The following is a 13,651-nucleotide window of genomic DNA, read 5'->3' as shown; positions in this document are numbered from 1 at the left end:
ATGACACGGCCATATCTACTTAGAGGCTGGTTTTTCTGTAGTGCTTGACGCTAATCGCGAATCGCGAGATGAACAACAGGATTACGCCAAGCATTCCGCCAAGCACTAGGGAGAGCGCGATGATCAAGGTGCCTCTAGGGGAGTCGGGAGATCTGGGTTGATATGCCCAGTGGATCGTAGTGGCAATATCCAGTTCATCCTCGAGGATCACGATGGAAGCCAAAATCTCGTTCTGGTTTTTAAGATCATTGTACTCTTCGGAGAAGGCCGAAAAATCCTCTCGCTCCTGTAGCGCTTCAATTGTCTGGTTGTTGCTTAGTTGTTGAAGCTGTTTCTCGATTTCACGAATCTCAGCTGTTTTCACCTCTTCATTCAGGTTGGCTTCTATAACCTCTTTTTCGGCGCGAAGCGCGGCCGTCCCCATGAAATAGAGGGGGACGCCATCCTGGGAGTTTATCTCGGCATAGATAATGTCTTGATTCGCTGACTGCCGGCCAAAAGCCGCCGGAGTGGTTGGCTTCTCAATGCCTAGGCGTGAAGCGATTTGCTCTGCGTTTTGCAAAACTCTAATGCGTTCTTCGCGTGAAGAAATGATGGATTGCTTTTCAGCCTGAAGTCGGTCCTCGAGTTCAGCGATTCGTATCTGGTCTTGCTCTCTGAGGCGGCTGATTCTGGCTTTCGCACTTTCCTTTGCCGATGCCAAGTGAGCAGCCATGGTAGCTGCGTTTTTCTCAATAGCGCTGTCGACGGTGCGCTTGGCCCTTTCGGTTAGGGTCTGGATATATTTGTCTTCAGTCCATTTGAAGTAATCATTAAGCAGCTGGGGGCCATCAATCGAGTCTCTGTAGTTGAGTGAAATGCTGCGTGAAGAATCGGCATTGTTGTCTGACGGTGAGCTCAAAGCGATATTGTCGAAAAAGAATTGTCTCAGCTGGTCATCATGCAGTCGGTCTCCCGCTTTCTCCAGGCTGATGGAGTCAGGGGTTTCTTCATAATAAGACTTGAAGTTTTCGTAACTGGAGAGCAGCTGGCTCAGCTCCTTAAAAGCCTCTAGCTCTTGATAACTCGTTCCGGGCACGCTGTCGAGCGCATGTAAGCCCTCCGGGGTTGGGGCGAACGTAATATCGGTAGAATATTGTGGGGTGGAGGCGAAAATATAGAGTGCTCCTGCCGCAACACAGGAAAAGATGCTGATGGCTATCCACATCCACCCCTCATAAATCGCAACGGCAATATCCCTGAGGTCTATTTCATCACTCTGCTCATGGGCAGGGTGATAGTGTGCAGGTGCGTTCATGACATGCTCCCGGTTTTAGAGATGGCGACATAGGAAAGGGATAGAAAATGAAGGGTGATGATAAGAATCAACGCGGCGTCCCGCTCGTAGCTGCCGTATGTGTATGCAGCGAGTCCAAGAAGTGCGTTCACGAAAGCGAAGCACGCTAAAGATGGCCACATCTTTTGGTATATCAAGGCAAAGCCGGGTATTGATAAGGCGGCTGGGAGAAGTAGCGACGCTTTTAATACGGTTACAGGGTGTGGGGTTTTCATGGTCTTCCTGCGCAATTTATTAAACATTAGTAATTTTTATAGATTCGATTGTATCACTCTCCTAAGAAAAACTGGAGGTTCTGGTTGGACTGTCCTGGGCGGCCTCGACGTTAGACGAGTTCGGTGCACTGGACCCCGAGGCCGGCTTCGGTAGACTGAAATGCCGGTCGCCCGACCGCCCCGGCACCCACCAGAAGGAGAGGAGTCCCCATGCGCTTCGTGCCCCGTTTCACCGATGGCCGGCCGTTCGCCGAGCCGCTCGGCAAGATCGTCTGCGTCGGCCGCAACTACGCCGAGCACGCCCGGGAGCTGGACAACCCGGTGCCGAGCGAGCCCCTGCTGTTCATCAAGCCGGCGACCGCCGCCGTGTCGCTGGAGGCGCCGATCGAGGCGCCCTTCGCCCGGGGCGAGGTGCACTACGAGACGGAGCTGGCGCTGCTGATCGGTGAGACGCTCTCGAACGCCACGCCGGAGCAGGCCGAGCGGGCCGTCCTCGGTCTCGGGCTGGCGCTGGACCTGACCCAGCGCGACGTGCAGGCGCGCCTGAAGGAGAAGGGGCATCCCTGGGAGGTCGCCAAGGCCTTCGACGGCGCTTGCCCGCTCTCGGCCTTCCTGCCGCTTGCCGAGGTGCCCGACTGGGCGTCGCTCTCCTTCACCCTCGAGGTGGACGGCGAGGTCCGCCAGCACGGCCGCGGCTCGGACATGCTCTTCCCGGTGCCGGCGCTGCTGGCGGAGATGAGCCGCCATTTCTCCCTGCAGCCCGGCGACGTGGTGCTCACCGGCACCCCGGCCGGCGTCGGCCCGCTGCCCCGGGGCGCGACGCTCGCCTTCTCCCTCGCCGGCGGCCTGGAGGTCACGACCCGCGTGGTGGCGTGAGCGTTCGACCTCGGCACCAACGACAACGCCCCGCGGCCAAGGCCGCGGGGCGTTGTCGTGTCGGGGCGGTCGGCGCCTGGCCGGTGCCTCCCTACTCGAGGTAGGTGTAGCCCTCGAGCCCGTCAGAGAGGTCGTCGAGGAAGGCCTGCTGCTGGGCCTCGTCGAGGCCGCTGCGGGAGAGCTGCTCGGCGAGGTGCTCGCGCAGGGCCGAGACGTCGAAGTTGACGTAGCCCAGCACGTCGGCCACCCGGTCGCCCTGCTGGACCTGGCTGATCGACCAGTCGCCGTCGGCGGTCAGGGCGGCGTCCGCGGAGTCGGTATCGCCGAACAGGTTGTGCAGGTCGCCGAGGATCTCCTGGTAGGCGCCCACCAGGAAGAAGCCCAGCAGCTTCTCCTCGCCCTCGCGCCACTCGGGCAGCGGCAGGGTGGTCTCGACCCCCTGGCCGTCGACGTAGCCGTCGATGCGCCCGTCGGAGTCGCAGGTGATGTCCTGGATCACGCCGCGCCGCTCGGGGCCGCGGTGCAGGCCCTCCAGCGGCAGCACCGGGAAGATCTGCTGGATACCCCAGACGTCGGGCACCGACTGGAACAGCGAGAAGTTGACGAACAGCTTGTCGGCGAGCTTCTCGGCCAGCTCGTCGCTGATCTCGCGGTGGGCGCGGTTGCGGTTGTCGAGCAGGCCGCGCAGCCGCGCGCAGGCGGCGAAGTAGACGCTCTCGCCCTCGGCGCGGGCGTCGATGTCGGTCATGCCCATCACGAATCGCTCCTGGAGCTCGCCCATGGCGTGCACCAGGTCGTGCCAGGCCTCCACCAGGCCGCGGGGCTCGGCGCGCTCGTGGAGCAGGTCGTGGACCCGCCACAGCTCGTCGACCTGGGGCTCATCCTGCACCCGGCGCTCGGGGGAGTGGTGGCTGACCCGCTCCTCGCCGATCACGTTGGAGATCAGCACCGCGTGGTGGGCGGTCAGGGCGCGGCCGGACTCGCTGATGATGTGCGGCTGGGGCAGCTCCTGCTCGGCGCAGGCCTGGGCGAAGGCCGCCACCACGTTGCGGGCGTACTCGAGCATCGAGTAGTTGGCCGAGCAGAAGCTGCGCGAGCGGGTGCCCTCGTAGTCGATGCCGAGGCCCCCGCCGACGTCCACGGTGTCCACCGGGGCGCCCAGCTCCACCAGGCTCTGGTAGAAGCGGGCGCACTCGCGCAGGCCGCGCTGGATGTCGCGGATGTTGGCGATCTGCGAGCCGAGGTGGAAGTGCACCAGCTGCAGGCTCTCCAGGGCCTCGGCCTCGCGGAGCTGCTTCACCACGGAGAGGATCTGGCTGGCGGTGAGGCCGAACTTGGACTTCTCGCCGCCGGTGTCCTGCCAGCGGCCGCGGCCCACCGAGGAGAGCCGGGCGCGCAGGCCGATGCGCGGGGTGACGCCGAGGCGGCGCGCCTCCTCGAGGATCAGCGGCAGCTCCGAGAGCTTCTCCACCACCAGGTAGACCCGGTGGCCGATCTTCTCGCCCATCAGCGCCAGGCGGATGTACTCGCGATCCTTGTAGCCGTTGCAGACGATCAGCGAGGAGCCATCGGCGGAGAGCGCGAGCACCGCCAGCAGCTCCGGCTTGCTGCCGGCCTCGAGGCCCACGCGGCCGCGGCCGCGCTCGTAGGTGCCGAGGATCGACTCGACCACCCGGCGCTGCTGGTTGACCTTGATCGGGTAGACGGCGGTGTAGCCGCCCGCGAAGGCCTCTTCCTGCATGGCGGTGTCGAAGGCGGCGCAGAGCTGCTCGACCCGGTCATGCAGGATGTCGGTGAAGCGCACCAGCACCGGCAGGCGCAGGCCGGCCTCGCGCAGCTTGTGGACCAGCGGCTGCAGGGGCAGGGCGGGGCCGTCGTCGTCGCTGCCCAGCGGACGCACCAGGGCCTGGCCGTCGTCGTTGACGTCGAAGTAGCCGCTGCCCCACTGGTCGATGTTCCAGGTGCGGCGCGCCTGCTGGGCCGGTCCGGCCTTGCTCTTGGGCTGACTCATGCGTCTCCTTCCGGTAGCGGCAGGGCACCGTGCTCCAGGCGCGCCTTGAGAACGGTGCGGAACTGGTCGGGGTCGTGGGGCGTGAGGTCGTGGGCCGGCGGATCGACATAGACCACCAGCAGCCGGGAGAGCCAGTAGCGCAGCGCGGTCAGGCGCAGCATCATCGGCCAGGCCTCGCGCTCGGCGGCGGTGAGCGGCCGGCGCGTCTGGTAGGCCTTGAGGAGGGCGTCGTGGCGAGCCGGGTCCAGTCGGCCGTCGGGCTCGGTGGCCCAGTCGTTGATGACGATAGCCAGGTCGAACAGCAGGTCACCGGTGCAGCCGTTGTAGAAGTCGATCAGCCCGCCCAGGCGATCCCCGTCGAACAGGGTGTTGTCGCGGAACAGGTCGCCGTGCAGCGCGCCCTGGGGCAGGTCCGGCGAGTCGCCGAAGAAGCCCTGGTAGGTCTCGACCTCGTCCTTCATCAGCGCCTGGTCCTCCGGCGACAGATAGACCAGCACCTTGTGGTGCATGGGCAGCAGCCAGTGCAGGTCCCGGGGGTTGGGCCGGTGGCCGGGGAAGTGCCGGGAGACCGCGTGCATGCGCCCCAGGGCGTCGCCCAGCTCGCGGCACTGGGCGAGGTTCGGCGCCTTGGGGTGCTTGCCGGGCAGCCGGGGGAACAGCAGCGCCGGCTTGTCGGCCAGGGTGTGCAGGGCCACGCCGTCGCGATCGTGGAGGGGGCCCGGGACCGGCAGGCGGTGCTCGTCCAGGTAGTCGAGCAGATCGACGAAGAACGGCAGCTCCTCGTGCTCGCCCTGCTCGAACAGGGTCAGCACCAGCTCGCGCCGGTCGGTGGTGACGAAGAAGGTGCTGTTCTCGGTGCCGGCGGGCACGCCCTCGACGGAGACCAGCGAGCCGGCGTCGAAGCGGCTGAGGAACTCGGCGACCTGAGGGTCGGTAAGCGGTGTGAATACGGCCATGTGTCTCTCGCCCGGGAAATGCCAAGCCGCCTATTGTAGCGACTTGGCCCTTCGATGCACGCGCCCCGGCCGCGGCGAGGGAGATGGCGAGGCCACGAAACGGCGGCGGGGCGGCCGAGGGATCAGAAGGTCTTCAGCACCCACTGGGGCACGGCGATGCGGTCCCCCTCGCGGCGCTCGAAGTCGCCGTCGCCGTCGTGGTCGACGAGATAGTAGGAGGGGCCGGCGAAGGGCTGGATCTCGATGGCGTAGAGCTCGCCGTTGACCCGGTACTCGCGGATCGTGCGATCCTCCTCCTCGCGGATGGTGATGTCCGGCTCGAGGTCGCCGGCCGACTGGGCGAGCGCGCCGGCACTGACGGAGAGCGCCAGGACGGTGGCCAGGGCCAGGGCGAGTCTCGAGACGGGCGCGTCGCTGCGCAGGATCTTCTTCATGATGGCCTCCAGTGCCGAAGGAATCGGGGTCGCCTCCACGATCACTCCACCTCGGGCGCCCCGGTGGTAACTCCAGTGTAAGGGCTCATGGCCGCCCGGCCTACCATGCGCGGCAAAACGCGGCGGCAATGCGTATCATGGATGGCCAGCAACTCATCACGCCACGCCTCAATGGATGCCGATACATGGCCGACACGCCCATCGTTCTCGTCGACGGTTCTTCCTATCTCTACCGCGCCTTCCACGCCCTGCCGCCGCTGACCACCTCCGAGGGGCAGCCCACCGGGGCGATCAAGGGGGTGCTCAACATGCTCAAGCGGCTGATCAAGGACTATCCCGACAGCCCCATGGCGGTGGTCTTCGACGCCCCCGGCAAGACCTTCCGCGACGAGCTGTTCGAGGAGTACAAGGCCCATCGCCCGCCGATGCCCGATGACCTGCGCTCCCAGGTGAAGCCGCTGCACGACTGCGTGCGCGCGCTGGGGCTGCCGCTGCTGTGCATCGAGGGGGTGGAGGCCGACGACGTCATCGGCACCCTGGCGCGCCGCGCCACCGAGGCCGGCCGCGACGCGGTGATCTCCACCGGCGACAAGGACATGGCCCAGCTGGTCAATGCCCATATCACGCTGGTCAACACCATGAAGGACGAGACCCTGGACGTCGACGGCGTCAAGGAGAAGTTCGGCCTGCCCCCGGAGCGGATCATCGACTTCCTGGCGCTGATGGGCGACAAGGTCGACAACATCCCCGGCGTGCCGGGCGTCGGCGAGAAGACGGCGCTGGGCCTCTTGCAGGGCATGGAGGGCGGCCTCGAGACCGTCTACGGCGACCTGGAGAAGGTCAAGACGCTGGGCTTTCGCGGCGCCAAGACGCTGCCCAAGAAGCTCGAGGAGCACCGCGACCAGGCCTTCCTCTCCTTCGAGCTCGCCACCATCAAGACCGACTGCGAGCTGCCGGTGGGCCTCGACGACCTGGACATCGCCCATCCCGACCGCGAGGCGCTGGTCGAACTCTATCGCCGGCTGGAGTTCCAGGGCTGGCTCTCGGAGCTGCTGGAGGGTCGGCACGAGGGCGTCGACGATGTCGCCGGCGGCACGCCGGCGCCGGCCAAGGGCGGTGAGAGCGACGAGGGCGGTGAGGGCGGCGAGGGCGCGGCAAGCGAGGGCGCCCGGCGCGAGGATCACGTCATCCTCGAGCAGGCCGAGCTCGATGCCTGGCTCGAGCGCCTGACGGCGAGCGACGCCTTCTGCTTCGACCTGGAGACCACCAGCCTCAACTACATGGAGGCCCAGGTGGTCGGCGTGGGGCTCGCCCTCGAGCCGGGCGAGGCGGCCTATATCCCGCTCGCCCACGACTACCTCGACGCCCCGGCGCAGCTCGACCGCGACGCCGTCCTCGAGGCCCTGCGCCCGCTCTGGGAAGACGAGCGGCGCACCAAGATCGGCCAGAACCTCAAGTACGACATCTCGGTGCTGGCCAATGTCGGCATCACGGTGGCCGGGCCGCTGGAGGACACCATGCTGGCCTCCTACGTGCTCGACTCCACCGCGACCCGCCACGACATGGACTCGCTGGCGCTGAAGTACCTGGGCGAGAAGACGATCTCCTTCGAGGAGATCGCCGGCAAGGGGGCCAAGCAGCTCACCTTCAACCAGATCGCCCTGGAGCAGGCCGCGCCCTACGCCTGCGAGGACGTCGACATCACCCTGCGCCTGCACCGGCTGCTGCGGCCGCGCCTCGAGGCCGAGGGGCGCCTGGCCGAGGTCCTCGACACCCTCGAGCGGCCGCTGATCCCGGTGCTCTCGCGCATGGAGCGCACCGGCGTGGCGCTCGACCCCGAGCGGCTGCACGCTCAGAGCCAGGAGCTCGAGACTCGCATCGGCGAGCTGGAGCGCCGCGCCCACGAACTCGCCGGTCGCGAGTTCAACCTCGGCTCGCCCAAGCAGCTCGGCCAGATCCTCTTCGAGGAGCAGAAGATCCCGGTGATCAAGAAGACGCCCAAGGGGGCGCCCTCCACCGCCGAGGCGGTGCTCGAGGAGCTGGCGCTGGACTACCCGCTGCCCAAGGTGATCATCGAGCACCGCGGGCTCGCCAAGCTGAAGTCCACCTACACCGACAAGCTGCCGCGGCTGGTCAACAAGGCCACCGGGCGCCTGCACACCAGCTACCACCAGGCCGTCACGGCCACCGGCCGGCTCTCCTCGTCGGACCCCAACCTGCAGAACATCCCCATCCGCACCGAGGAGGGGCGGCGCATCCGCCAGGCCTTCGTGGCCCGGCCGGGCTATCGCATCGTCGCCGCCGACTACTCCCAGATCGAGCTGCGCATCATGGCGCACCTCTCCGGCGACAAGGGGCTGCTCGAGGCCTTCGCCGAGGGTCGCGACATCCACGCCGCCACCGCCGCCGAGGTGTTCGGCGTGGCGCTGGAGAAGGTCACCGGCGATCAGCGTCGCAGCGCCAAGGCGATCAACTTCGGGCTGATCTACGGCATGAGCGCCTGGGGGCTCGGCCGCCAGCTCAACATCGAGCAGAGCCAGGCCAGGACCTACATCGACCGCTACTTCGACCGCTACCCGGGCGTCGCCCGCTACATGGAGCGCATCCGCGCCCAGGCTGCCGAGGACGGCTTCGTCGAGACGGTGTTCGGCCGACGCCTCTACCTGCCGGAGATCCACTCCCAGAACCGCGCGCGTCGCCAGGGCGCCGAGCGCACCGCCATCAATGCGCCCATGCAGGGCACCGCGGCGGACATCATCAAGCGCGCCATGATCGACGTGGACGCCTGGCTCGCCGGCGAGGCCTTCGACGCCGTGATGGTGATGCAGGTCCACGACGAGCTGGTCTTCGAGGTGGCCGAGGCGCAGGTCGAGGCCTTCATCGACGAGGTGAAGGCGCGCATGCAGGCGGCCGCCGAGCTCGACGTGGCGCTGATCGTCGAGGCCGAGAGCGGCATCAACTGGGACGAGGCGCACTGACGGCGCCTGGGGCGCCGGCATCGGAGCACCCCGCGCCGGCGAGAGGGCGCGGCCGCGGAGTGCTATGGTGCCTGTATCCGGGCCGGATCGGCCCGAATCCATCAAGGAGACGAGGATGCGAAGGACGATGAGGAGTTGGCTGGCGGGCGCGGGGGTGCTGCTGCTCGCCGGGTGTGCGAGCCAGGCGACGCCGCCCGCGGCGGAGCTGTTCGACTGCGGGGCCCTGAACCGCGCGGTGGCGAGCGCCGAGGGCGGCTTCGACGCGATCAAGGGGCGCCTGGAGACCACCCGCCTGACCCGCACCTGGCAGACCGATACCCAGGCCTTCCATGACGCCTGCGTGATCACCTCGGCCCGGCGGCCCGACCACTACCTCTGCTTTGGCCCGCTGGAGAGCGACGATCCCCGCGGCGCCCTGGTCAAGGGCGGCGAGGCGGTGGTCCAGTGCCTCGGCGAGGGCTGGCAGTCGCGGCGCACCACGGCCGATCGCCTCGAGTTCACCCGCGAGGGGCAGGACGCGGTGGTGACCCTGGAGACCTTCCTCAACGACCGCGGGCGGCGCATGGGCACCCTCGGCGTCTTCCAGAACGCCGCGGACGCCGCGCCGCGCCCCGACGACGCCTGAGCCCGGTCTTCTCCGGCACAACGACAAAGGCCCGCGGCAGTGCCGCGGGCCTTTGTCGTTTTCGGCGCCGGCTATGTTGCCTGCGTAGCGCCGTGACGGGGGAGGCTTAGCGCCAGCCGGCCCGATCGAAGATGCGCACCGCTTCCGGGTTGTTCTCGCCCAGCACGCTGACGTTCAGGTCGTCCTTCTTGAAGTCGCCCCAGGAGGCGAGGACGCCGTCGAGCTCGGCGCTTTCGACCGCCGGGAACTCGTAGTTGCCGGTGGCGAACAGGGCCTGGGCCTCGTCGGAGGCGAGGAACTCGAGGAAGCGCACGGCGTTCTCCTCGTTGGGCGCGCCCTTCACCACGCCGGCACCGCCCACGTTGATGTGCGCGCCGCGATCGTCCTGGTTGGGGAAGACGATCTCGACCTTCTCGGCGACCTCGCGGTCGGCCTCGTTGTCGGAGTTGAGCAGGCGCACGTAGTAGTAGTGGTTGGCCACGGCGACGCTGCACTCGCCGCTGGCCACGCCGCGGATCTGGTCGGTGTCGCCGCCCTCGGGGTCGCGCGCGAAGTTGGCGACCACGCCTTCGGCCCACGCCTCGGCCTCTTCCTCGCCGTGATGGGCGATCATCGAGGCCAGCAGCGACTGGTTGTAGATGTTGTTCGAGGAGCGGATGCACACCTCGCCCTCGAGGGCCGGGTCGGCCAGGTCCTCGTAGCGGCTGACCTCATCGGCATCCACCGCGGTGGGGTCGATGAACAGCGCCCGCACGCGCTGGCTGAAGCCGAACCACTTGCCCTCGGGGTGGCGCATGTGGGCCGGCAGACGCTCGTTGAGCACCTCGGACTCGACGCTTTTGAAGACGTCCTCGTGCTCGCCGCGCCACAGGCGGCCGGCGTCGACGGTGATCAGCACGTCGGCGGGGCCCGCCTCGCCCTCGAGCTTGAGGCGCTGGATCAGCTGGTCGGAGTCGCCCTCCAGCACGTTGACCTCGATGCCGGTCTCCTCGGTGAAGGCCGCGTAGAGCGCCGCGTCGGAGTCGTAGTGGCGGGCCGAGTAGATGTTGAGCTCCTCGGCGGCGGTGGCCTGGGTGGCCAGAGCGGAGCCGGCCACCAGGGCGGCGAGGGGCAGGGCGGTACGACGATGCAGCGACATGGGGGATCCTCGTGGATGGCGTGGTCTGAAATGATAATGCTTAACATTAAACTTTCGCCATTGAAGCCCCTCCGTCATCCGCCGTCAAGCCCGGGGTGCGGGAGATCTGATCCAGATCAGGTGGCGAGTAACCCCCGGGAGGCTGGCGTCGGGATGCGAGCGATAGTACAACGCATTCGGGAGGCTTTCGCGTTACCATGTTGGCCAGACACTCTCAATCGGCAGTCGAGACCCCATGACCAGCCAATCGACCCACACGCCAGACGCGCCGGCCGGCACCGCCCCGGTGCTCGCCATGCACCAGATCCGCCATGCCTACCAGCAGCACCTGGCCGTCGAGGACGTCTCTCTCGACGTCAAGCCGGGCGAGATCGTCTGCCTGCTGGGCCCCTCGGGCTGCGGCAAGTCCACCCTGCTGCGCATCGCCGCGGGGCTCGAGCGGGTGCAGCAGGGGCGCGTGGCGCTGGGCGGCGAGTCGATGGGCGAGGGGCGCAGCCACGTGCCGCCGGAGAAGCGCAACGTCGGCCTGGCCTTCCAGGACTCGGCGCTCTTCCCGCACCTCTCGGTGCTCGACAATGTGGCCTTCGGCCTCGAGTCGCTGCCCGCCCAGCAGCGCCGGCGCCGGGCCTACGAGCTGCTCGAGCTGCTCGGCATGGAGCGCTACGCGCGGGTCTTCCCGCACATGCTCTCGGGCGGCCAGCAGCAGCGCATCGCCCTGGCCCGAGCCCTGGCGCCCTCGCCGCAGCTGATGCTGCTCGACGAGCCCTTCTCGAGCCTCGATGCCCGCCTGCGCGATCGCATCCGCGACGACACCCTGCACGTGCTGAAGAAGGTGGGCACCGGCGTGCTGCTGGTCACCCACGACCCCGAGGAGGCCATGTTCATGGCCGATCGCATCGTGCTGATGCGCGAGGGGCGGGTGGTCCAGGCCGGCACCCCGCTGGAGCTCTACTGCACCCCGGCCGACCCCTTCGTGGTCACCTTCTTCGGCGAGGTCAACGAGCTCGAGGGGCGGGTGCAGGATGGCCAGGTGGCGACCCCGGTGGGCGACGTCTCCGCGGGCGGGCTGCCCGACGGCAGCCTGGTGCGGGTGATGATCCGTCCCGAGGCGCTGCGGGTCGTGCCGCTCAACGAGCCGCCCGAGCATCACCACAGCCATATCATCATGGCCAAGCTGCTGGGCCGCACCAGCCTGCTGCACATCTGCGCCCATACCGCCGACGGCGAGGAGGCCCACCTGCACGCCCGGGCTCCGGGGGTCTTCCTGCCCCGGGAGGGCCAGCCGATCATGATCGGCCTGGACGACTCCCAGGTGTTCGTCTTCCCCGTCGAGGAGGCCTCAGCTGCCGGGGCGGGAGCGGCGCATGGCGACGCTGAGCAGGATCACCGGGATGATGCCTACTGCCACGATGGCCAGTGACGAGGTCGAGGCCTCGGCCAGGCGCTCGTCGGCGGCCAGGCTGTGGGCGCGGATGGCCAGGGTGTCGAAGTTGAAGGGGCGCAGGATCACCGTGGCCGGCAGCTCCTTCATCACGTCGACGAAGACCAGGATGCCGGCGGCGATCAGGCTGCCGCGCATGATCGGCGTGTGCACCTTGCGCAGGGTGCCGCCCGCCGTCTGACCCAGGGTCCGCGAGGCCGCGTCCATGCTCGGCGTCACCTTGCCGAGGCTCGCCTCGATGGCGTTGAAGGAGACCGCCAGGAAGCGCACCAGGTAGGCGTAGATCAGGATGAACGCCGAGCCGCTGAGCAGCAGCCCCACCACCATGCCGAACTGCCCCTTCATGAAGTCGTTGATCTGGTGATCCAGCCACACGAAGGGGATCAGGATGCCCACCGCCACCACCGAGCCCGGCACCGCATAGCCCATGGCCGCCACCCGCGTGGCCACCCGTGTGATGCGCCCGGGGTTGAGCCGCGCCCCGTAGCTGAGCAGCAGCGCCAGGCTCACGGCCACTATTGATGCGAGCGCCGCCAGCAGCAGGCTGTTGCCGGCGAACTCCAGGAAGGCGGCGCCGAACAGCGCGTCGCCGCCCTGGACGGAGAGGTAGCCCAGCAGGCCGCTGGGGATCAGGAAGCCGAGCAGCACCGGGGTGAGGCAGGCCAGGGTCGCGGCCCAGGCGCGTCCGCCGTGGAGCGCGAACTCGGGCATCTGCTGGTAGCGGCCGGTGGTGTGGAAGTAGCGCCGCTTGCCCCGGGACCAGCGCTCGAGCAGCACCAGGGCGATGACGAAGGCCAGCAGGCAGGCGGCGAGCTGGGCCGCGGCCACCTGCTCGCCCATGCCGAACCAGGTGCGATAGATGCCGGTGGTGAAGGTGTCGACGCCGAAGTACTGCACCGCGCCGAACTCGTTGAGGGTCTCCATCAGCGCCAGCGACACCCCGCCGACGATCGCCGGGCGCGCCAGCGGCAGGGCCACGCTGGTGAACAGCCGCCAGGGCCCGCGGCCCAGGGTGCGCCCCACGTCCAGCACGCACACCGACTGCTCCAGGAAGGCCGCCCGCGCCAGCATGTAGACGTAGGGGTAGAGCACCAGGGTGATCAGGGTCGCGGCGCCCCACAGCGAGCGGATGTCCGGGAAGAAGTAGTCGCCCGCCGACCAGCCGAAGGTCTCGCGCAGCCAGGTCTGGATGGGACCGGCGTACTGCAGGAAGTCGGTGTAGGCGTAGGCGATCACGTAGGTCGGCACCGCCAGCGGCAGCAGCAGCCCCCACTCGAAGAGCCGGCGTCCCGGGAAGCGGCACATCACCACCAGCCAGGCGGTGCCGGTGCCGATGACGAAGGTGCCAAGCCCCACGGTCACCACCAGGAAGAGGGTGTTGCCGAGGTAGCGGGGCAGCACGGTGCTGCCCAGGTGCTGCCAGATGCCGTCGGTGGGCATGAACAGGTGCGTCAGCACCACGAGGACCGGCAGCGCCACGATCAGGGCGATGCCGATGGTCAGTGCGTTCCAGAGGTTCAGGGGCAGCGACAGGCGGGAAGGCGTGCGGGCGCGGGAACTGGCCGGACTGGTCAACGGAGTCTCCTTCCGTGCCGGGAGGGCTACAGGGATGCGAGAAACTTGCGGCTGAGAATTGTATCA

General features: G+C 67.6%; 10 protein-coding genes. 4 read left to right on the top strand and 6 right to left on the bottom strand.

The genetic code is table 11. The features are described 5' to 3' along the window. Positions 1-19: 19 nt before the first annotated feature. Positions 20-1,297: a Wzz/FepE/Etk N-terminal domain-containing protein gene (locus C9F13_RS17175; RefSeq protein ID WP_108447469.1), complete on the bottom strand. Its 1,278-nt coding sequence runs from the start codon at positions 1,295-1,297 to the stop codon at positions 20-22. 464 nt (positions 1,298-1,761) lie between these two features. Between C9F13_RS17175 and C9F13_RS17170 the strand changes: the two genes are divergently transcribed. After that, the gene (locus tag C9F13_RS17170; protein ID WP_108447468.1) at positions 1,762-2,427 is read left to right on the top strand and encodes a fumarylacetoacetate hydrolase family protein; all 666 of its coding nucleotides are present in this window, start codon (positions 1,762-1,764) and stop codon (positions 2,425-2,427) included. Between the two features lie 91 nt (positions 2,428-2,518). On the opposite strand, the gene speA is transcribed toward C9F13_RS17170, so the two are convergent. From speA to C9F13_RS17155, 3 genes are all read right to left on the bottom strand, one after another. After that, on the bottom strand, positions 2,519-4,438 hold the full coding sequence (gene speA / locus C9F13_RS17165; RefSeq protein ID WP_108447467.1) for a biosynthetic arginine decarboxylase: 1,920 nt from the start codon (positions 4,436-4,438) through the stop codon (positions 2,519-2,521). Further along, entirely contained in the window at positions 4,435-5,394 is a 960-nt protein-coding gene (locus C9F13_RS17160; RefSeq protein ID WP_108447466.1) for a homoserine kinase, read from the bottom strand. The genes speA and C9F13_RS17160 overlap by 4 nt, the downstream gene beginning before the upstream one ends. Before the next feature lie 122 nt (positions 5,395-5,516). Then, positions 5,517-5,828: a DUF2782 domain-containing protein gene (locus C9F13_RS17155; RefSeq protein ID WP_108447493.1), complete on the bottom strand. Its 312-nt coding sequence runs from the start codon at positions 5,826-5,828 to the stop codon at positions 5,517-5,519. 185 nt (positions 5,829-6,013) lie between these two features. Here C9F13_RS17155 and polA point away from each other — a divergent pair, with 185 nt between their 5' ends. Continuing rightward, a complete protein-coding gene (polA, locus tag C9F13_RS17150; protein ID WP_108447465.1) occupies positions 6,014-8,806 on the top strand; it encodes a DNA polymerase I in 2,793 nt (930 codons plus the stop codon). 115 nt (positions 8,807-8,921) lie between these two features. Next, a complete protein-coding gene (locus C9F13_RS17145; protein ID WP_157955220.1) occupies positions 8,922-9,431 on the top strand; it encodes a hypothetical protein in 510 nt (169 codons plus the stop codon). 106 nt (positions 9,432-9,537) lie between these two features. Here C9F13_RS17145 and C9F13_RS17140 read toward each other — a convergent pair whose 3' ends face one another. Continuing rightward, a complete protein-coding gene (locus tag C9F13_RS17140) occupies positions 9,538-10,569 on the bottom strand; it encodes a Fe(3+) ABC transporter substrate-binding protein (RefSeq protein ID WP_108447463.1) in 1,032 nt (343 codons plus the stop codon). Positions 10,570-10,804: 235 nt separating this feature from the next. Here C9F13_RS17140 and C9F13_RS17135 point away from each other — a divergent pair, with 235 nt between their 5' ends. Next, a complete protein-coding gene (locus C9F13_RS17135; RefSeq protein ID WP_108447462.1) occupies positions 10,805-11,989 on the top strand; it encodes an ABC transporter ATP-binding protein in 1,185 nt (394 codons plus the stop codon). Here the strand turns inward: C9F13_RS17135 and C9F13_RS17130 are convergent. Beyond that, entirely contained in the window at positions 11,909-13,543 is a 1,635-nt protein-coding gene (locus C9F13_RS17130) for an ABC transporter permease (protein ID WP_425432897.1), read from the bottom strand. The genes C9F13_RS17135 and C9F13_RS17130 overlap by 81 nt on opposite strands. Positions 13,544-13,651: the final 108 nt, after the last annotated feature.

It is taken from the genome of Halomonas denitrificans (assembly GCF_003056305.1).
GTDB lineage: Bacteria > Pseudomonadota > Gammaproteobacteria > Pseudomonadales > Halomonadaceae > Halomonas > Halomonas denitrificans.
This window is presented reverse-complemented; position numbering and strand designations above follow the sequence as displayed.